This is a genomic window from Mesorhizobium sp. M6A.T.Cr.TU.014.01.1.1 (assembly GCF_004022765.1).
GTDB classification, from domain to species: domain Bacteria; phylum Pseudomonadota; class Alphaproteobacteria; order Rhizobiales; family Rhizobiaceae; genus Mesorhizobium; species Mesorhizobium mediterraneum.
Map to the genome: position 1 here is coordinate 1 of NZ_RZPG01000009.1, position 19,203 is coordinate 19,203.

Below are 19,203 nucleotides of genomic sequence, written 5' to 3' on the forward strand. Positions count from 1 at the left end.
GCATACTGGCCGCCTGCGCTTACAATCTGCGCACCATGATTGGCGTCCTCTATCCACCCGATGAGAGGCGGACATGAGGGAGGAGTGCGTCCACAATCCGGCAGGATGGCTGCCTAAACCGACAAAGGCCTCGCAAGGGCCGCGGAAAACCGCTCTGCCGGCCTTCAAAAAGGCCCCCACTGACCACCGAAATCCACTTCGCTCCCCGTGCAAAGCCCTCACAAGGGGAGAAGGAAGAGCGAGGCGTCTTCGCTCAGCCCTGAAACAGCGCCAGCTCTTCGGCGGTAAGGTGGCGGGCCTTGCCCTTGGCAAGCTCGCCGAGCTGCAAGGGGCCGATCGCCACCCGCACGAGGTGGAGCACCTCCACGTCATGCGCCCCGAGCAGCCGGCGGATATGGCGGTTGCGGCCCTCGTCAAGGGTGATTTCCAGCCAGGCGGTGCTGGTGCCGCTGCGCAGAACATCGATCGACCGCGCCGTCAAAAGCTCGCCATCGACCGTCGCGCCGGCACGCAACCGCGCCAGCATGGCCTCGTCGGGCAGGGCGCCGATCTGCACGTGATAGATCTTGGCGACGTGCGAGGCGGGGTCGAGCAGGCGCTGCGCGAAACGCGTGTCGTTGGTCATCAAAAGCAGGCCTTCGCTGGCCTTGTCGAGGCGGCCGACCGGCGACACGAAGGGCAGGTCGAGTTCTGCCAGGCAGTCATAGACGGTGCCGCGGTCCTGCGGGTCGTCGCGGGTGGTGACCAGGCCGCGCGGCTTGTTGATCATCAGATAGACCTTGCGCTCGGCGACGACGCGGCTGCCGTCGACCTCGATGCGGTCGCGGCCGGGATCGACGCGCATCGAGCCGTTGCGCACGATCTTGCCGGCGACCCGGACGCGGCCTTCGGCGACCAGGATCTCGGCCTGCTTGCGCGAGCACAGACCGAGTTTCGACAGCGCGCGGCAAAGGCTGACGCCGGGGGGATTTGCTCGGGGACGACTGGCGCCAGGCGAGGGGCGTGGCCGGCCGGTACTCGGTTGTGGCGGCTTACGTCGTTCCGGCAAGGTCAGGACTTTCCCGCTAGCCCATCTCCAGCCTTGGCAAGCGTTTCCATGCCTTCGCTGAGGTGCTTTCGCAAGACGCGGACGGCCGCCTCGGCATCGCGGTGGCGGCAGGTGGTCAACAGGTCGCGGTGCTCCGCCTGCGAGCGGCTGCGATAGTTGAGGTTGGACAGGAGAACGCGAACGTAGCGATCGGCCGCATTGTGGTGGGCTTCGATGAGGCCAAGAAGACGGGCGTTGCCGCAGGCGCTGTAAAGGGCGAGGTGAAAGGCACGGTTCAGCGTTCCCCAGCGGCCGACATTCGGCTCGGCGTCGATCTGGTTGAGCACATAGCCGGCCTCGTCGAGCTTCTCCTTGCCGAGGTTCGGCACCGAGAGCCGCAGCGCTTCGCTTTCGAGCAGTGCGCGGACCGCAAAGATCTCCCGGATCTCGGCAGCGTCCATCCTGGCGACATGCGCCCCCTTGGTCGGATGGATCGAAACGATGCCTTCGGCTTCGAGCTGGCGAAGCGCATCGCGAACCGGCATGCGGCTGAAGCCGAAGCGCTCGGCAAGATCGTCCTGACGCAGTGGCGTGCCGGCCGTCAGACTGCCGTCGGCGATCGATTCGCGCAGCACATTCGCCACCTGCTCGGCCACCGTCAGCGGTTTCTGCATCAAGCCCTCGCCAAGTCCGCTCACTCGATTCTCCTTGTCACTTGGACCCTGCCTAACAGAAAGCAGCTTGTCTGGATATCTGGATACTCGTATACGAGTATCCAGATATCCATATATCCGCCGGGGGAAACTCCATGTCGCTCGCATCGGGCCGCTCAGCCAAGCAACCGGGCTCCTACAACAGACCGGTCGACGCCGTCGTCATCGGCGGTGGCATCGCCGGTTGCACGCTGGCCTGGGAGCTGGCGTCCAGAGGCGTCAAAACGGTCGTTCTCGAACAGGCGGTGATTGCCACCGAATCGTCGGGACGCAATACCGGCACCTTGCTCAGCGGCCCGCAGACGCAAGTGGTCGAGATGCTCGACGCCTGCGCGGCGATCTATGAGGAGCTTTCGCAAGGAGCGGTGCCCTTCGAGTTCTCGGCGATAGGTCACCTGCTCATCTCGGAAGACGAGGCCAGCTTCGAGGCGGCCGGCACTGTCGCCGATCGCTACCGGGCCGCCGGTGTCGCCATGGAGAAGGTCACCGGCGCGGAGCTCGCGCGGGACCATCCGCGCATCGGCTTCAAGGTGGCGGGCGGCTATCACGTCGGCCGCGCCTGGACGCTGGAGCCGATGGGGGCGACGCATGCCTTCAGCGGGACGACCAGCCGGCCGTCGAGGCCATCTGCCTCAATCCGATGCGTGGCGGCGATGCGCGGCTCGGCGCATCGGTCCAGCCGGCTTTTCGCGACTTGGTTCGCAACACCGATATGGCGAGCCGGATCGCCAGCCGCACGCTGCGCATGCTGCCCGGTCTTGGCTCGCCGCGGGTGAGCAACGTCTATCCCGGCAACCGGCCGATGCTCTCCGACGGTCTGCCGGTTGCCGGCAAGACTGCCATCGAAGGCCTGTTCGTGCATGGCGGCATGGGTTCGATCGGCATGCATGCCGCGCCGGCGACGGCGCGCTGGCTGGTGGACGCGGTGCTTTCCGGCGATGGCAACCCGACGCAGCAATGGCTGCGCCCAGACCGCTTTCCCGGCTGGGGGCGATGAGTGCCTGCCGTCATTGCGACGGCACCTCTTCAATAGATTCACCTGTGACTTTCATCCCCTTGAGAAGAAACAGGATTTCAATGCCGGCATTGCGGGACCGCGCCCCCTCTGTCCGGCAGGACAGAGGGGGCGTCGTAGAGCATCAGCCTTAGCGAGCAGGCCTTGACGCGACTGATGGTGTTCCGTCTTGACCACATGCGGCGCGACGCCGCTGATGTCGTGGATCATGGGACAGCCAGGCCGGCGCACCTTGCTGCGCGGCTTCCGCTCCGTCTGCCATCCGCTGTGCTCGACCAAATTCCTGGCGCTCTATCGCATGGACACTCTCTCCGTGGCCGAGCGCCAGGCGCATTTGCAACGCGTCACGAAAGCGGCCGCCAGTCTCGGACGCGCCGCTTTCCTGGCCTCCGACGTGCCTGGCTGATCGCCAGGGGTGCCACGATCGTCAATTCGCCCTGGGGTCGTCCAGCATCTCGACAACGAAAGACGCGGCAATCAGGTCGTCGGCATCGAGGCGTAGGGAGCCTTCACTTCCTCCCATGACGGCGGCGACCTTCTGAAAGGTTTTCATCTCGTGCTCGGTGATCCGGGCGCTCCGCATCCTGGCTTTGAGATCAGCGACGCGCAGCCCCAATGTGTGGGACGTTCCAATTTCTCGGTTCGACATGACAACATGCTCCTCCCCAACCCATGCTCTTGCCTCCCCACCGATATTCGCCCGTCGCCAAGTTTGCCTAAATATGAGGCACGGCGAATACAGCGCCCCGAACGCGTGGTGCGAGGGAAGGTTCCAGCGCGACATGGTCACGAAATAATACGGGCCGGCCGGTCCGACAGGCTAACCGCAAGAGGGTGGCAGGTCGCTGGACGGGCCGGTGGTTTTCTTCGATCAGTGGGAAGCCTCACCGGCAAGGTGGGCTCAAAAAAGATTGACCGTATCCCCCTGGGGAGGATAGGAACGCAGGCATGTCCGAAGGCATCCACCGTTCGCATCCCGATATCGTGAAGCGTCTGAAGCGCGCGCAAGGCCACCTTTCGGCGGTGCTGGCCATGTTCGAGGCGCATCGTCCTTGCGTTGATCTGGCGCAGCAGCTTCATGCCGTGGAAAGCGCCATCAGCAGCGCAAAGCGCGAACTGATCCACGATCATATCGAGCATTGCCTGAGCGATACTGCGGAAACGGGCACCGCGGAAGCGGGCGGCAACTCGCTGGCGGAACTCAAGCAACTGGCGAAATACCTGTGAGCAGTCAAATACCCGTGAGCAGTCTCGGCGCGCGCATTCTCGACTGGTTCGGGTTCGGGGCGCGCGATCACGCGGCGCATGGTCATGGCGGCCACGGCTCGCACGGTCACACCCACGGGGTCATCGATGCGACCATCACGACGACGGACCGGGGCATCTGGGCGATAAAATGGTCGTTCGTCATCCTGGCAATCACGGCGGCGATGCAGATGGTCGTGGTGGTGCTGTCGGGCAGCGTAGCGCTGCTGGCCGACACGATCCACAACATCGGCGACGCCACCACCGCCATTCCGCTGTGGATCGCGTTCATACTGGCCCGGCGCAAGCCGTCGCCGACCTTCCCCTACGGCCTTGGCCGGGTCGAGGACCTGGCCGGGATCATCATCGTCGGGATCATCCTGTTCAGCGCCATCGTCGCTGGTTATCAGGCCATCGATCGTTTGATAAATCCACGCGTGGTGACGCATCTTGGGTGGCTGACGGCGGCAGGCATTGTCGGCTTTCTCGGCAATGAGGCCGTTGCGGTGTTCCGCATCCGCGTCGGCCGGGAAATCAACAGCGCCGCGCTGATCGCCGACGGCTATCATGCCCGCACCGACGGCCTGACCAGCCTTGCCGTGGTGTTCGGGGCGCTCGGCGTCTGGCTCGGTTTTCCGCTGGCCGACCCGATCGTCGGCCTGCTGATCACACTTGCGATCTTCGGTATCGTCTGGCAGTCGGCCCGCTCGGTGCTGACCCGCATGCTCGACGGCATAGAGCCTGATGTCATCAGCGAAATCCACCATGCTGCCGCGCACGTGCCGGGAGTGCGCATCGTCGACGCCAGGGCGCGATGGATCGGTCATAAGCTGCACGCCGACATTGCCATCGCCGTCGACGAAAGCCTGCCGGTCTCCGAAGCGAGAAAGATCACGACGGCGCTGGAAGACGAGCTGTTCGAGCACATGCCGGCGCTTGCGGCGGCCAACATAAGATTGGCGAGAGCGGATGCGGATCATCCCCATGAGCATGGTCACAGCGAACACAGGCACTAACGGTCGCTCCGACCGGCTCGTTTCTGTTACCCTCGGCTGATGTTCCAAATCCTTGTCGAGTTCCAGCGCACGATTTACCTGACGCTCGGCGAGCAGATCAAACTGCTCTCAGTGGGAGGCGACTGGCTGGCGTTCATGGGCTTCCTGCCGATGGGCGTTGTCTTCGGCGCCGCCCATGCGCTGACGCCGGGTCATAGCAAGGCCGTGCTGGCGACATATCTTGCGGGTTCGGATGCAAAGGTTCCGCGCGGCCTTCTCGTATCGATCACGCTGTCTTTCACGCATGTGATGATTGCCGTTCTGATTGCGGTCCTCTCGCTGCCGCTGGTTTCCATCGCCTTGGGCAGCGTCGGCCGCGCTCCGCTTTTGGAGGATATCAGTCGTGGGCTGCTCGGCCTGATCGGTGTCTGGATGCTCTGGCGCGCTTTGAGCCGCGGCCGTCACCACAAGCACGAGGGCGAGGCGGTCGGCGTTATGGCAGGTCTGATCCCGTGCCCGCTGACGCTTTTCGTGATGACCTTCGCGATGTCCAGGGGCATTCCAGGCGCCGGCATTCTCTTCGCGATTACCATGATGGTCGGTGTGGCGCTGACGCTATCCTGCGTCGCGGTGCTGGCGATCCTGTTTCGGGAACGCCTGATGGATTTCTTCGCCGGCAAGCCACTCGAAACCATTTCCCGAACCATCGAAGGCGCTGCTGGGCTAGCGCTTGCGGGCGTTGCCTTCTGGCAGATCATGTCCGGTTCCTGATCGTGCTCAGGTGTCAGGCGCTTGATCCGCACAATAGGATCAAGATAGGTCTCTATCTCCTTGTTTGATGTAACTTTTCCGGATCATGTGATGTCTCCGCGCCACGATGTCGGGCGCGCAGCCGCTTCGACGCAGGATTGTCGGCGCCTTGACGTTTTGACCTGAGGTTCGGCATGGGCGAGCCGCGTCAGGCGCGTCTCTCGAACATCGGGGCCTGATGTTCACACAGCAACAGCCGTGCCTCGTCCCCCTCGTTCAGCAGCCATTGCCGAACGGCTTGCGTCGGCTCGGGGTGCCGCTGCTTGCGTGGAACCACGACGTAGAAATCCTGCGTGCCGCGCATCTCCACGCCGAGAGGCTGGACCAGCCGGCCGGCGGCTAGATCAGCCGCGACAAGAAAGCGGCTGGCAAGCGCGATGCCCTGGCCCGCGACAGCCGCCTCTATCGCAAGGACGGTCTGATTGAAGCGAATGCGTCTTAGCTCCGTCGTCATCTTGAGACCGACGGCCTTTTCCATGAATTCCGGCCACAGATTGTGCGCATCGTGGAGCAGCACATGATTCTTGATTTCTGCTGGCGCGATTTCGCTCGCGCCAGCAGGCAGCAAGGAGGGGCAGCACACGGCGATGATCTGTTGCGGAAACAAGAGATCGACGAGAAGGCCGGCGCCGAAGGGCGGGCGACCTTGCCTGACCGCGATGTCGACGCCGTCGGCCTGGAAGCTCGACAGGCTTTCGCTGGCCAGGATTCGCAGGTCGACAAGCGGGTTGTGCGCCACGAACTCCGGCAGTTTCGGGATCAGCCACTTGGTGGCAAAGCTCGGGGTCACACTGATCGTCAGCCGGGCCGGCTCGGGGCGCAGCAGCAGGGTTGCCTCCGAGATCAGGTCGAAGGCACGGCGAATGTTCGGCACATAGGCGCGACCCTCACTCGTGAGCGCGAGGCCGCGCGGCAGTCGCTCGAACAGCTTTACCCCCAGATCGGCCTCCAGCCCGCGGATATGCTGCGCCACAGCACCCTGCGTCACGCTCAGCTCTTCGGCTGCGATGCGGAAGTTGAGATGGCGCGCGGACGCTTCGAAGGCGCGAAGCGCATTGAGCGCCGGCAAGCTATGGAAGGCTTCGGGCATCCAGGAGTTTTTCTACAGGTTGATTTCAGACTTTCTGGTTCGAACCAGCCGGGAGAACCGGTTATATCACTACTTCAGCCTCGAAGACATCGCTTTCGGATTCCTGTCACCCGAGAAGGAAGATACGATGAGTGTAGAAAAAGTAGCTGTTGTCGTTGCCGGTGGCAGCGGCATGGGCGCTGCGGCCGCAAAGCGTCTGGCGGGGGATGGCTTCAAGGTCGCCATCCTGTCCTCATCCGGCAAGGGCGAGGCGTTGGCCACGGAGCTTGGCGGGCTTGGCGTGACCGGCTCCAACCAGTCGAACGACGATCTGCAACGTCTCGTGGATCTCATGCTCGATCGCTGGGGTCGCATCGATGTCCTGGTCAATAGCGGAGGTCATGGGCCACGTGCGCCGATCCTCGAAATCACCGACGACCAATGGCACACCGGCCTCGACGTCTATCTGATGAACGTCATCCGGCCGACGCGCATCGTCGCGCCGCACATGGTCAAGCAGAAAGCCGGCGCCATCATCAACATCTCGACGGCATGGATTGTCGAACCGAGCCCGATGTTCCCGACCTCGGCCGTGTTCCGGGCGGGGCTTGCCGCTTACGCCAAGATCTTCGCCAACACATACGCCGCCGACAACGTTCGCATGAACAACGTCCTTCCCGGCTGGATCGACAGCCTTCCCGCCACCGAGGAGCGCCGCGACAGCGTGCCGATGCAGCGTTATGGCACCAGCGATGAAATCGCCGCGACGATTGCCTTCCTCGCTTCCGAAGGGGCCGGATACATCACCGGCCAGAACATTCGCGTCGATGGTGGCATCATCCGCGCGATCTGACGCCGCCTCGACGCCCTGGCTGGGGCATCTACCGGCCGGAATCGACCCTTTGCAGACTGCACTACTCAATCAGGTCTCAACTAAGCGGCCATGCCCGTGACTACTGTCGGCCAAAGTCTCGATGACGCGGCATTCAGCCACCCGGCCAGAGGCGCATTCCTCGACCATCCGCTGCAATTCCGTTCGTAGAGCGTTGAGGCTGGCAATGCGTTCCTCGACTTCAGCAAGGCGTGCTTTTGCGATCCTGTCGGCAACACTGCAAGATTGATCTGGGTTGTCCTGCAGCGACAGAAGCGCGCGGATTGCCTCGATATCGAAGCCAAGTTCACGCGCATGCTTGATGAAGGCGAGTCGCGCCATGCCGTTTTTGTCATAGCGCCTTTGCTGTCCTTCGGTGCGAGGCGGCGGCGGCAACAGGCCGATCTGTTCATAGTAGCGTATGGTCGGCACCTTCACTTCGGTGCGCCGCGCGAGTTCGCCAATCGAAAAATCCATGAAAAAGCCTCTTGAACCTCTAGTCACTATAGGGACTACGGTGCCTGCACAAAAGGAGGCGCCGCATGGCTGACCATTGCTGCAATCACGAAACGAACGCTTCCTGCGCCCCGACGCCGTTGGTCTTTCCAGTGAGCACGACGGCCGCTCGCAACGAGGTCGAAGAGGCTTGCTGCTCTGGGGGCGTGCCAATCTTTGACGGTATGGACCCGCGCTACAAGCGCATGCTCTGGACAGTCATCGGCATCAATGGGGCGATGTTCCTGACGGAGATGGTGGCCGGTCAGCTTGCGGGCTCGCAGGCGTTGAAGGCGGATGCATTAGATTTTTTCGCCGATACCATCACCTACGGGTTGAGTCTCGCCGTGATCGGGGCAAGCCTCCGCACACGAGCGACGGCCGCCCTGTTCAAGGGCCTCTCGCTTTCCGTTATGGCTGTCTGGGTCTTTGGCTCCACCGTCTATCAGACACTTGTCCTTGGACTTCCGAGCGCTGAAGTAATGGGTGCGATCGGCTTTCTTGCGCTAGCGGCAAACCTTGGTTCCGTGCTCCTGCTCCGACCCTACAAGGACGGCGACGCGAATGTGCGATCGGTCTGGCTTTGCTCCCGCAATGATGCGATCGGAAACGTTGTGGTTATGGCAGCTGCATTGGGTGTGTGGGGCACATCGACGGCATGGCCCGATCTGGCGGTGGCGGCGCTGATGGCAGGCATCTTCCTCACGTCTTCAGTGCAAATCCTGCGACAGGCGTGGCGCGAGTATCACGAAGGACAGCGCCCTGGTCGGGTTGCTGCAGAATGACAGGCCATCGTCCACTCACCACCCTCTCCAGTCGTCCAAATGGCCGCGTCAGAATTCAGAGGCTCGCTCTCCGGCCGGTCCATTATTGGCTGGCGACCACCATGCGGTTGCCCTCGCTGTCGCGAAATTCCGCCACCGTGCGGCCTGGCTGCCAGGGCGCCTCCTGCGGTTCGGTGATGATCTCGACGCCGCCAGCCTTCAAAGCGGCGATCGTGGCCTCGACATTCTCGTCGACCAGCACCAGCACGGGCTCCGCGCCTGCCGTGTCGTCGGCGCGCCTCACGAAATGCAGGTTGGTGACAGCGCCGGGAAATGTCAGCTCGATCCAGCGCCAGCCGCTATCGCCCATCTTCTCGTCGGCCGCGACCTGGCAGGCGAGATGCCTGATGTAGAACGCCTTGGCGCGGTCCTGGTCGAACACCGGCAGTTCAGCAAACTGGATGTGCATGGTCGTCTCTCCTGCTCCTTGATGGTGCTGCGTAGCGGTTCACAGGTGGAAGACGATCCGGGCGGCCGAAAAGATTCATGCCGAGCCGAGAATCTTTTCGGGAACGCGAAACGTCTTCTGCTCAGGTCAACCAATCAGGAGACGAACCATGGGCTACAAACTCATTCGCTACAGCGTGAAAGACACCGGGCTGGAAGAGAACCGCGCGCTGGTGGCAAAGGTATTCGAGGCGCTGGATGAGACGGCGCCGCAGAGCGTGCGCTATCTCGTGCTCGAACTGGACGACGGCGAGTTCATCCACGTCGTCGGCGAGGGAAATGACACATCCGCGCTGACCGGGCTTGCGGCTTTCGAGGCGTTCACGCAAAACCATGCGGAGCGGCGTTCGACGCCGGTCAAGCGATCGCCGGCCAAAATCATCGGCAACTATCATGTGCTCGAGGGCGGCAAAGCCGGATAGAATGGACGCCATGATCCCACAAAAACTCGATCGGCCGGCGCTAGAGGCGATGCTCTCCGAGCTCCGGCCGAGGCTGCATCGCTATTGCGCCCGCATGGCCGGCTCGGTGATCGACGGCGAGGACATCGTGCAGGAGACGCTGCTGAAGGCGCTGCAGGCGGTCGACGGCAGCATGACGGTCGAACGGCCCGAGCAATGGCTGTTTCGCATCGCCCACAATGCCGCGCAGGACCATTTGCGCCGGCGCCATCGGGAAAGATCGCGCATGGCCGAGACCGACATGACCACGATCGAGGATCCCTCCGGCAGCGCCGACGCGCGGCTCGCCGCGGCGGCCGGCCTGCGCAGCTTCATGCAGCTTTCGGTGGCGCAGCGCGGCGCCGTGATCCTGGTCGACGTGCTTGGCCTTTCGCTGCACGAGACCTGCGAGGTGACCGGCGCGACGCTGGCCGCGACCAAGGCGGCGCTGCATCGCGGGCGGGCGCAGCTGCGCTTGCTTGCAGCCGAGCCGGAGCAGGTCGCCGCGCCCAGGCTCGACGCCGATGACGAGCGGCGGCTGCGCCGCTATGTCGATCTGTTCAACGCACGTGACTTCGATGCGGTCAGGGCGCTGATCGCCGAGGATATCCAGCTCGAAGTCGTCAACCGCACCCGCCTGCGCGGCAAGGCCGAAGTGTCGACCTATTTCGGCAATTACGACCGCGCGACCGACTGGGCGCTCTCGCTGGGCTTCGTCGACGGCAAGCCGGCAATCCTGATCCGCAACCCGCAGGAGCCGGATGGCGCCGTGCGCGGCTTCATGCTGGTCGAATGGCGGGACGAGCGGGTCGTCCAGATCCGCGACTTCCGCTACGCAACTTGGTGCCTGGTCGATGCGGAGATCAGCGCGGTGGAGGGGTGAGGGGAGGGCTGGAATAGCGGGATATGGCGCGAAGGCGACATGGCCAAGGTTGCGCCACCGGCTGCCCTATTTATCGAGGTGGCATTTGACACAGCCTGCGGTCGCGGGTGGAACCTTCCGCCGTGACCCGGAGGCGACTTCCCTGGTGGAGCTTAAAGCGGACATCCGGCCGCGCTGTCCGCCGGCATCTGCCCCGATGAGCCCAATGCAGCTTGTATGACTCGAAGCTAATATGCTATTCTACACGATGCGTGGACTGCTGGCACTTACTATGCTGGTCTTGGCGGCTACAAGAGTAGTCGCAGGTGAGCCGTTGTTCGACTCCATCGCTGCCGGCGACAAGAGTGCTGTGGAGCAAGCCTTGGCAGGCGGTGCCGACGTCGACAGCCGGGCACGCGACCAGGCAACGCTCCTCATCGCTGCTGCTCTCGACGATCAGCTTCCCATTGCGGAATTCCTGCTGAGCAAGGGCGCCGACGTCATGGCGCGCAATTCGGGCGGCTTCACGCCGCTCCACGCGGCAGCTTTTTCGGGCAGCCTTCCGATTGCCAAGCTTTTGCTCGAGAAGGGGGCGGTGCTTGAAGACTCGGCCAACAAGTCAGGGGTCACGCCGTTGACCGTCGCGGGTGAGGAAAACCACCTCGAACTCGCAGAATTTCTCATTGGGCAGGGCGCGGATGTGAAACACCCTGAGGGTCATGGCTACTGGCCGATCACCCGCGCGTTCTGGAAGGGCAATGCGGAGATGATAAAACTCTTCAAACGCCACGGGGCCACCTGTCAGACGAAGGTCCTCGGCGAAGCGAATGCAGCGAAATGCGAAGCCATCCACGATTGAATGGAGAATGCAGATGAGCACAGCGATCACATCGAAACTGGTTCGCTATTCAGTGTCGGCGGCCGCATTTGCGCTTGCCGCGGTTGCTGGCGCGGGATCTGCCTTCGCCGACGACTCGGTGAACACCGGGTATTTCGGCGGCGTGGCGCTCATGGGCTACGACACAGTCGCCTACTTCACCGAAGGAAAGGCTGTGAAGGGCTCAGACGAGTTCTCATATGAATGGCTTGGTACACCGTGGCATTTTGCCAGCAAGGAACACCAAGAAATGTTCATGAGCGAGCCGGCCAAATACGCTCCTCAGTACGGTGGCTACTGTGCCGGCGAGGTCGCGGGCTCCGGATCGGTTACGGTCAACATAGATCCGGAAGCATTCAAGATCATCGATGAAAAGCTCTACTTGATCTATGACCAAGGCAACGCGGACGCCTTCGCCGACAATGCTACCGATCAAATCCCGACAGCCGATGTTAATTGGCCGGTCGTCGAAGCGAAGTTGGCGGTTGATCAGCCGGATTGGGACTCGATCAATAGCCCTTGAAAGTCACGAGCTCAATTCACCGTCACGAAGTGAAACACCTTACCTGAATTGACGTAGGAATATTCCTCACCGGGAACATCGCTGCGTTTGTAAACGGGACCACACTCGGGGCGTCCAAACGAATTCTCGCTCTGCTCACATAAGACGTCATGATCGACGTAGACTCTTAGCGTGAGCATTCGCGTCATCGTGCGGAAGCCCGCTGTGCCATCCTGTGCGACCTGCATGATGGCAGGTTGACGATCGGGCTCGAGCTGACCCTGCAGTGTATGGCCCAGGACGAGAGAAGCGATCTCTGCGCCGTTCAACCGGTTCTGTTCGTCGGCGGTGAAGTTGAAAGGCCACTCGGGCAAGCCTGCTTGGCGCATGGCGTCGAGGATCAGAGCTAAATCCTCAGCGTTGCGCAAATTGGCATAAAAATGTCGCCATGCAGCTAAGGAGCGCCGCCTAGCAGGGGATTCGGACGTCGAAGTCACGCGGAGGCCCTCGGCGATCGCCGCTTTTGCATCCTGCAAACGGCCGGCGCGAGCGTATGCCGCTGCGAGCAGAATCCGAAAACCACCATCCGCCGGGGCATCGTCGCGGGTACGCTCGAGAGTCTCGATGGCCTTCGCGGTGTCGCCATGAAGGAGAAAGACGAGACCAGCGATTTCCCGGTCCATGGGGGGCAGATTGGGATCGAGCTTCAATGCCGTCTCGACGGCATTGGCCGCCTCAGCGTGATTGCCAGCGAACAACTGCACGTATCCGAGGGCTATATGAGACCCAGCGTCTCCCGGGCCGATTGCAACGGCCCGCTTCGCCGAGGCGATCGCTTCGTCGTAATGGCGATCGATGACCTGCATGATGCCTAGAAGGGCATAGGGCGATGAAAGGTCCGGATCGAGTTCCAATGCCTTGCCTGCCTTTTCATAAGCTCTCTTTCTCGCAAGCGCGCTCTGGGTGATGTCATCGAAGCCAGCCCGCCAAACATAGACACTCGTGCGTGCGTCGGCCGCGAAGGCTTCAGCGAAAGCGGTGTCGATTTCCTCCGCCTTTTCATAGAGCGCAAGTGCTTTCCTCAGACCTGAGCCTCCACCGGAGCGAGCCGCCTGCTCAGCGCGCAGGTAGTTATCGTAGGCTTCAAGATTGGAAGTCGGCGGGCGTGCCATTCGCTCGCTCTCGGCTGCCGAAGCTTGGACGCCGAGCGCCTTGGCGATTTCCCGGCCCATCTCGTCCTGGACTGCAAACACGTCCGCGATGCCGCGATCGAACCGATTAGCCCATAGATTGTTGCCAGTGGCGATATCGATGAGCTGCGCGTTGAGGCGGATTTGATCGCCGGTCCGCCTCACGCTGCCGTCAACGACAAATTGCACGCCAAGGTCACGCCCAACATCTGCCAAAACGAGGGGTTTTCCTTTGTAGGCAAAGACGGAGTTACGGGCGATCACATCGAGCCCGGAAAGCTTCGCAAGGTCGGTGATCAAATCTTCGGTGATGCCGTCGGCAAAATAGTCCTGGCCAGGATCGCCGCTCAGGTTCGTAAACGGCAGTACTGCAATGGATGGCTTTTCGAGCGCGGAGGGCTTTTGCCATTGCCATGCAAAAATGCCTGCAAGCAAGACGATGAGCAGCGCTGCTACTCCTGCCAAAACCATGATGCGCGAACCTGGCCGGCGTGGCGCCGCTAAGATCTTCCCCGCGTCTCCGGGATCGAGCAGAACCCGATAGGCGCGAACCGGATCGGCGATATTCTTGAGGCGCTGCCCTCCGATATCCGCAAAGCCGACATCCACTTTGTGCACCGCGTGATCGAACGCCGTCCCGGAGATGCAAATTCCGCCGGGCTCTGCGATCGCCTGCAGACGGGCTGCGATGTTTACCCCGTCGCCGTAGATATCGTCACCCTCAACGATGATATCACCGAGATTGACACCAATGCGAAACCGGATTTGCCGGGCTTCGGCGGTGCCCTTGTTGCGGTCGGCCATCCGGCGCTGGATTACAGCAGCACACTGGACGGCATCGACGACGCTGGCGAACTCGACGAGCGCGCCGTCGCCCATGAGCTTGATCATGCGGCCGTGGTGCTTCTTGATCTCGGGGTTGATCAGTTCGCGACGGCAGCTCTTGAGTCCCTCGAGCGTGCCTACCTCGTCCTCGCCCATGAGGCGGCTGTAGCCAACCACGTCGGCAGCAAGTATTGCCGTAAGCCGTCGGTCCATACGTGCCGTGCACCTTCCCTGGTCGGTCGTAGCGGCTTTACCTTTCACCCTATTCTAGTCCTGCTTCGGACGCGAGCGTGCTTTAGCTATAGCTAGCGGATGGCGGGGTTACTCGGCATACGCAACGCGCCGGTCCTTCCATCCACGAGAGTTCTGAACGGAAAGCTCTCTCGACAAGATGTCTGCTTAGGTCATCAGCGCCGGCTTGGCTGAGTGTCCGCTTGGAGACGCCGAAATGCTCTGGGAATGACCGGAATGGGTCAGATCGCGTCGATGCACGCAGAGTGCCTGAAGGTCCGCTTCCGACTAAGTCGAGCCTCCAAACCTGTCTGTCAGCTTACGGCCCAAATTGAGACGTTCCTCGCCCCGCTGCGTCCGAACCTTGTCTGGACCCGGCACGGCTTCGGCGATGTCGATGTCTGGGCCGTTGAGATGGATGCGGGCAAAAACCCATCGAGGCTCACGGCGCTGAACATCTAGCCGCATCAAGAAGCCGGATATACGTCAGCAGTTGTGACCATCAACCGGATTCAGCTAACCTGTTGCAATCGGGCGGGGTCCTATACGTTCCCACATATGAGTCAGAGCCCGTTTTGCGCGAAAGGCTGGGATTCCCATTCCATGGTAATTGACAGGGAAGGGCAGATGGCGGGACAGGCAGCAAACTTCGCTCGCCGGCCGCGTTGGGCCAATCTACCTTACTAAGCCGACGCCTGGCCGCGCTACATTTGCACCGCGAACTCCTTGATCAGGCCATCCTTCGGCTCAAGCCCCAGCCCCGGCTCCTGCGACACACGCAGATAGCCATCCTCGGGTTGTGGGACGCTCTTGAAGATTGCGTTGTAGGCCATCCACTTGTGGAAATGGTATTCGACCAGTCCGCCGTTCGAAATCCCGGCATGCAACGCGATGTTGTGCGGACCATTGCCGTTGCCGTGCGAGAGCGGGATGTGGAACATCTTGGCAAGGGCGGCGGTGCGGATGGCTGCCGAGTAGCCGCCGTCATTGTTGACGTTGGGCTGAATGTAGTCGACCGCGTCGGCCAGGATCAGGTCGCGCGCGGAGAACTTCTCATTCTCTGCGGCAGCGACCGGGATGGTCGTTTTCGAACGCAGCTCGCGCAGCAGCCTCGGGTCGTTGTAGTAGAGCGGCTCCTCGACGAAGCTGATGTCGAGTTCCTCGCATCGCTTGCACAGTTCCGCTGCCTGGGCCAGATTCATGCGCAGATTGCCGTCCATCGCGAGCTTGACATTCGGGCCGACAGCCTCGCGCATCGCCTTCATGCGGATGTAGTCATCCTTGGGATCGGGAATGGGCTGGCGGCCGACAGTGTTCTTGAGATGGTTGTTGCCGAGTTTGACGAGGTGGGCCGCCTCCGCGGCGAGTTCCTCCGGCGAATAAACGGGGGCGTTATCATAGGCCGCGCCATGCGTGACATAGACCGGCACCTTGTCGCGCGCGCCGCCCAGCAGGTGATGCACCGGCTGGCCGAGCATCTTGCCCTTGATGTCCCATAGCGCGATGTCGATCATCGCCAGCGCCGAGATCAGCGTCCTGCCGAGCGGCCGCTCGAAGCTGGCGCGATCGAACAGCAGGGGAATGCGTTCGGTGCGCATCGGGCTCTCTCCGATGATCGTCGGCGCGATGTATTTGTTGATCAGGTCGATGGCGACGTGGTGGGTGTAGCCGCTGGTCGCCCAACCGATGAGGCCGTCGTTGGTCTCGACCTGGAGAAGCAGTGCGCCTTCCTTGTTCGGCTTGTCGCGATAGGGCGGCGGCGTGATCGGAATGTTGGCGAGCTTGTGCGCTTGGATACGAGCGATCTTGCTCCTGGTCTCGACGACATTGTTGTCCTGTTGGACATAAACATCCTGAAGCACGACTTCCCTCCTTTCCCGACGTTCCGTGCCGGGAAGCCACTGTCTAGCGGAAGCCGAACTTCAGAAAAAATTCAAAAATCCTATCGATTATTCCGAAAATCCGAAGTCGCCTTGATGGCGCCGGCCTTCAGGCCTGGCGCAGCGACATCCGGATCAATTGCGCGAGCCGTTCGGCGGCCGGCGAAAGTTCCTTGCCGCGCTTGCGCACGATGCCGTAGCGGTGAATGAGCTCGGGCTCGACGATCTGGTAGACGCGCGACTGGTTCGGCTCCGCGAAACGGACGATCGACTGGGTGAGGATTGCCGCACCGATGCCGGCCTCGGCCATCGCGACGAGTGTCTCCGCCTGGATGCAGCGGTGCCGCACGTTCAGCGCGATGCCGCGGGCGGAAGCCTCGCGCTCGAACATCGCACCCATCAGCGTGGTGGTGTGGTAGTGTAGCAAGGGCAGGTTGGACAGTTCCGCCAGCGTGATGGTGCGACGATTGTGCGGACACATCCGCGTGGGGATCAGCGCGTGCAGCGGATCGTCGAGCAGCGGCTCGAAATCGAGGTCCGGATCGCCGCAGATCGGGCCTATGCCGAAATCGACGGCCTCGGCCTGTATCACCCGGTAAAGGTCGGCGGACTTAAGTTCCGACAAAAGCATCTTGATTCCCGGATAGTCGCGTTCGAACTCGGCGAGTATGCGCGGCAGATGGGTCGAGGCGATGGTGGGCGCGCAGGCCAGCGCGACCTGGCCGCGCCGGATGGCCAGTGCCTCCTGGACGTTGCGCAAGCCGATGCCGACCTCTTGCAGGCCGCGCTGCGTGCTGGCAAACAATTTGCTTCCTTCAGGCGTGAGCTTGACGTCGCGCGTGGTGCGGTTGAACAGCCTGGCGCCGAGTTGGTCCTCGAGCTGCTTTATCTGCATGCTGATGGCGGACTGCGAACGACGTGCCCGGTCGGCGGCCTCCTTGAAGCTGCGGTTTTCGGCGACCAGCATAAAAGTTTGCAGCAGCTTGAGGTTGACCCGCGCCAAAGCGGCCGCATTCGCGTCCGGCGGTGGTTTCAGTTCGCTCATTGGTGTCGCACCCTAGGATCCTCCTTGGCCACGCCAGCGCGGCCGGAGTCATGGTCGCAGCCAGGCTGATCAAGCATCGTCGGCCCTCTTCCCGCCTGACGAGACTGCCTCGAAGGCGTCTAGAAGGACGCGCACCAGCCGTCCTGAAGGCGCGCTGCGCGGCCACAACATGCCGATCTCGCGCACCAGCGGCGGGCCGGGCAGCGGCAGGCGCGCGACCGACAGCCCCTCCGGCCATGGCGGCGCCCAGTCGGGCAGAACGGAAACACCGAGACCGTTGCTGACCATCACGGCTATGGCTTCCAACGAATCCAACTCCAGCCACTCCCGGGGCCGAAGCTTCTGGCGGCGCAGCCACTCGTCGGCCAGCCGGCCACCCCAGTTGTTGCGGTCATACCGGATGAAAGGCAGCGTTGCGAGCAACTGTTCCGGATCGCCAGTGGCGAGGGCGCTCGGCGCAAGCAGGATCATAGGCTCGGTCCGAAGCACGCTCCAATGCAGCGATTTTGGGATCGGAAAGGGCGGTCGCACCAATATGGCCGCGTCGATGCTTCCGTCGCCGAGCGCCTGATAGAGATCAGTGGAAGTGCCGGGGAGAACGAAGACCTCGACCGAAGGAACCGTGTCGACAAGGTGCCGCAGGGCGGGCGCAAGGATGCCGGTCAGCGCGGTCGACACGGCGCCGAGCCTCATCTCACCTGATGGCGAATCGGTCTGTGCAAGCGTTTTCAGGTGGCGGATGTCGCCGAGGATTCTACGACTTTGTTCCAGAATCGCATGGCCGGCATCGGTGGGCTGCACCACGCGGCCCGCGCGTACCAGCAGCCGTTTGCCGAATTCGTCCTCCAGCGCCTGCATGCGTTGGGCCACGGCGGCCGGCGTGATTGCCAGGCGGCGGGCCGCCTCGGCCAGCGAGCCAAGTTCGGCCACGAGCAGGAAGGTTTCGAGAAAGCGTGATTCCATCGATAGAAAAACTATCATCAAATTATACGGCAAGCCATGTTTTCTTCTGTGCACCGTTGATGATAATCCGCCTTGAATTGGAGGGTTTTCTGTGGATCTCGAACTGAAGGGTAAGGTCGCGCTCGTCTTTGGAGCCGGCGGCGGATTGGGCGGGGCGATCGCGCGGTCGCTGGCCGATGAAGGGGTGCGTGTGGCCGTCGCCGACATCGATGAAGCGGCTGCGGAAAACACCACCTCGGCCATCAAGGGCGCCGGCAACGAGGCGCTGACAATGGGCTGGGATATCGGCGACCTGTCGTCGATCGAGGGACGCCTGGCCTCGATCGAGAAGGCCTTCGGCTCGGTCGACATTCTGGTGAACAATACGGGCGGCCCGCCGCCGACGCCGGCAGCCGGCCAGTCTTCGCAGGACTGGTCGAAATTCTTCGACAGCATGGTGCGCTCGGTGATCGCCGTTTCCGACGCGGTGCTGCCCGGCATGCGCCAGCGCAAATGGGGCCGCATCATCACCTCGACGTCCTCCGGCGTGGTCGCGCCGATCCCTAATCTCGGCATGTCGAACGCGCTCAGAATGGCATTGGTCGGGTGGTCCAAGACGCTGGCCGCCGAAGTCGGCCGCGACGGCATCACCGCCAACATCGTGCTGCCCGGGCGCATCGCCACGGGACGCATCACCTTTCTCGACGAACAGAAAGCCAAGCGCGAGGGGCGCCCGGTCGAGGAAGTAGCCGCTCAAAGCACCGCGTCCATTCCGGTCGGGCGCTATGGCCGGCCGCAGGAATATGGTGACGCGGTCACCTTCCTGGCAAGCCCGCGCGCATCCTATATCACCGGCTCCGTCATTCGCATCGACGGCGGCTTGATCCCCAGCATCTAA

22 protein-coding genes and 2 pseudogenes are annotated in these 19,203 nt (G+C 62.4%); 14 read left to right on the forward strand and 10 right to left on the reverse strand.

All coding sequences use genetic code 11. From position 1 onward, the window contains the following. Positions 1-253: 253 nt before the first annotated feature. Entirely contained in the window at positions 254-940 is a 687-nt protein-coding gene (locus EN885_RS11810) for a pseudouridine synthase (protein WP_245493075.1), read from the reverse strand. A gap of 110 nt (positions 941-1,050) precedes the next feature. Continuing rightward, positions 1,051-1,725, reverse strand: a complete 675-nt coding sequence (locus EN885_RS11815; RefSeq protein ID WP_245493064.1) for a GntR family transcriptional regulator — start codon at positions 1,723-1,725, stop codon at positions 1,051-1,053. Between the two features lie 110 nt (positions 1,726-1,835). On the opposite strand from EN885_RS11815, the pseudogene EN885_RS34180 reads away from it, so the two are divergent. The 3 genes and pseudogenes from EN885_RS34180 to EN885_RS11825 all read left to right on the forward strand — a co-directional run. Beyond that, a pseudogene (locus EN885_RS34180) lies at positions 1,836-2,276 on the forward strand (FAD-dependent oxidoreductase); the annotation flags it as partial. A 104-nt stretch (positions 2,277-2,380) separates the two neighbouring features. Beyond that, a complete protein-coding gene (locus EN885_RS34185) occupies positions 2,381-2,737 on the forward strand; it encodes an FAD-dependent oxidoreductase (protein WP_245329735.1) in 357 nt (118 codons plus the stop codon). 187 nt (positions 2,738-2,924) lie between these two features. Then, positions 2,925-3,161: a hypothetical protein gene (locus EN885_RS11825; protein WP_245493065.1), complete on the forward strand. Its 237-nt coding sequence runs from the start codon at positions 2,925-2,927 to the stop codon at positions 3,159-3,161. 21 nt (positions 3,162-3,182) lie between these two features. Here the strand turns inward: EN885_RS11825 and EN885_RS11830 are convergent, their stop codons facing one another. Then, positions 3,183-3,404, reverse strand: a complete 222-nt coding sequence (locus EN885_RS11830; RefSeq protein WP_128243135.1) for a hypothetical protein — start codon at positions 3,402-3,404, stop codon at positions 3,183-3,185. A gap of 299 nt (positions 3,405-3,703) precedes the next feature. Here EN885_RS11830 and EN885_RS11835 point away from each other — a divergent pair, with 299 nt between their 5' ends. The 3 genes and pseudogenes from EN885_RS11835 (at position 3,704) to EN885_RS11845 (ending at position 5,766) form a co-directional block, all read left to right on the forward strand. After that, positions 3,704-3,982 (forward strand): metal-sensing transcriptional repressor, encoded by a 279-nt coding sequence (locus EN885_RS11835; RefSeq protein ID WP_128243134.1) that lies wholly within the window; start codon positions 3,704-3,706, stop codon positions 3,980-3,982. Between the two features lie 35 nt (positions 3,983-4,017). Continuing rightward, positions 4,018-4,956: pseudogene (locus EN885_RS11840) on the forward strand (cation diffusion facilitator family transporter); the annotation flags it as partial. A 99-nt stretch (positions 4,957-5,055) separates the two neighbouring features. Next, positions 5,056-5,766, forward strand: a complete 711-nt coding sequence (locus EN885_RS11845; protein WP_128243133.1) for a sulfite exporter TauE/SafE family protein — start codon at positions 5,056-5,058, stop codon at positions 5,764-5,766. A gap of 187 nt (positions 5,767-5,953) precedes the next feature. On the opposite strand, the gene gcvA is transcribed toward EN885_RS11845, so the two are convergent. Next, positions 5,954-6,895 carry a transcriptional regulator GcvA gene (gene gcvA / locus EN885_RS11850; RefSeq protein ID WP_128243132.1) on the reverse strand — a complete coding sequence of 314 codons (942 nt, stop codon included), beginning with the start codon at positions 6,893-6,895 and terminating at the stop codon, positions 5,954-5,956. Between the two features lie 127 nt (positions 6,896-7,022). Between gcvA and EN885_RS11855 the strand changes: the two genes are divergently transcribed. After that, on the forward strand, positions 7,023-7,727 hold the full coding sequence (locus EN885_RS11855) for an SDR family oxidoreductase (protein WP_128243131.1): 705 nt from the start codon (positions 7,023-7,025) through the stop codon (positions 7,725-7,727). A gap of 69 nt (positions 7,728-7,796) precedes the next feature. On the opposite strand, the gene EN885_RS11860 is transcribed toward EN885_RS11855, so the two are convergent. Then, entirely contained in the window at positions 7,797-8,222 is a 426-nt protein-coding gene (locus EN885_RS11860; RefSeq protein WP_128243130.1) for a helix-turn-helix domain-containing protein, read from the reverse strand. Positions 8,223-8,287: 65 nt separating this feature from the next. Between EN885_RS11860 and EN885_RS11865 the strand changes: the two genes are divergently transcribed. Then, positions 8,288-9,025 (forward strand): cation transporter, encoded by a 738-nt coding sequence (locus EN885_RS11865; RefSeq protein ID WP_128243129.1) that lies wholly within the window; start codon positions 8,288-8,290, stop codon positions 9,023-9,025. Positions 9,026-9,107: 82 nt separating this feature from the next. Here the strand turns inward: EN885_RS11865 and EN885_RS11870 are convergent, their stop codons facing one another. After that, positions 9,108-9,473, reverse strand: a complete 366-nt coding sequence (locus EN885_RS11870; protein ID WP_127293740.1) for a VOC family protein — start codon at positions 9,471-9,473, stop codon at positions 9,108-9,110. 148 nt (positions 9,474-9,621) lie between these two features. On the opposite strand from EN885_RS11870, the gene EN885_RS11875 reads away from it, so the two are divergent. The 4 genes from EN885_RS11875 (at position 9,622) to EN885_RS11890 (ending at position 12,213) form a co-directional block, all read left to right on the forward strand. After that, positions 9,622-9,933 carry a hypothetical protein gene (locus tag EN885_RS11875; RefSeq protein ID WP_128243128.1) on the forward strand — a complete coding sequence of 104 codons (312 nt, stop codon included), beginning with the start codon at positions 9,622-9,624 and terminating at the stop codon, positions 9,931-9,933. 10 nt (positions 9,934-9,943) lie between these two features. Further along, positions 9,944-10,834, forward strand: a complete 891-nt coding sequence (locus tag EN885_RS11880) for a sigma-70 family RNA polymerase sigma factor (RefSeq protein WP_164897827.1) — start codon at positions 9,944-9,946, stop codon at positions 10,832-10,834. A gap of 247 nt (positions 10,835-11,081) precedes the next feature. Further along, positions 11,082-11,672, forward strand: a complete 591-nt coding sequence (locus EN885_RS11885) for an ankyrin repeat domain-containing protein (protein ID WP_126107406.1) — start codon at positions 11,082-11,084, stop codon at positions 11,670-11,672. A 7-nt stretch (positions 11,673-11,679) separates the two neighbouring features. After that, positions 11,680-12,213 (forward strand): YHS domain-containing (seleno)protein, encoded by a 534-nt coding sequence (locus EN885_RS11890; RefSeq protein WP_281035137.1) that lies wholly within the window; start codon positions 11,680-11,682, stop codon positions 12,211-12,213. 11 nt (positions 12,214-12,224) lie between these two features. Here EN885_RS11890 and EN885_RS11895 read toward each other — a convergent pair whose 3' ends face one another. Then, entirely contained in the window at positions 12,225-14,420 is a 2,196-nt protein-coding gene (locus EN885_RS11895) for a tetratricopeptide repeat protein (protein WP_128243125.1), read from the reverse strand. Between the two features lie 255 nt (positions 14,421-14,675). On the opposite strand from EN885_RS11895, the gene EN885_RS11900 reads away from it, so the two are divergent. Then, entirely contained in the window at positions 14,676-14,900 is a 225-nt protein-coding gene (locus tag EN885_RS11900) for a hypothetical protein (protein WP_126105634.1), read from the forward strand. 242 nt (positions 14,901-15,142) lie between these two features. On the opposite strand, the gene EN885_RS11905 is transcribed toward EN885_RS11900, so the two are convergent. From EN885_RS11905 to EN885_RS11915, 3 genes are all read right to left on the reverse strand, one after another. Beyond that, on the reverse strand, positions 15,143-16,300 hold the full coding sequence (locus EN885_RS11905; protein WP_126105635.1) for a mandelate racemase/muconate lactonizing enzyme family protein: 1,158 nt from the start codon (positions 16,298-16,300) through the stop codon (positions 15,143-15,145). A 127-nt stretch (positions 16,301-16,427) separates the two neighbouring features. Continuing rightward, a complete protein-coding gene (locus EN885_RS11910) occupies positions 16,428-17,363 on the reverse strand; it encodes a LysR family transcriptional regulator (protein ID WP_128243124.1) in 936 nt (311 codons plus the stop codon). 69 nt (positions 17,364-17,432) lie between these two features. Then, a complete protein-coding gene (locus EN885_RS11915; protein ID WP_126105637.1) occupies positions 17,433-18,326 on the reverse strand; it encodes a LysR family transcriptional regulator in 894 nt (297 codons plus the stop codon). A gap of 91 nt (positions 18,327-18,417) precedes the next feature. Here EN885_RS11915 and EN885_RS11920 point away from each other — a divergent pair, with 91 nt between their 5' ends. Further along, positions 18,418-19,203 (forward strand): SDR family oxidoreductase, encoded by a 786-nt coding sequence (locus tag EN885_RS11920; protein ID WP_128243123.1) that lies wholly within the window; start codon positions 18,418-18,420, stop codon positions 19,201-19,203.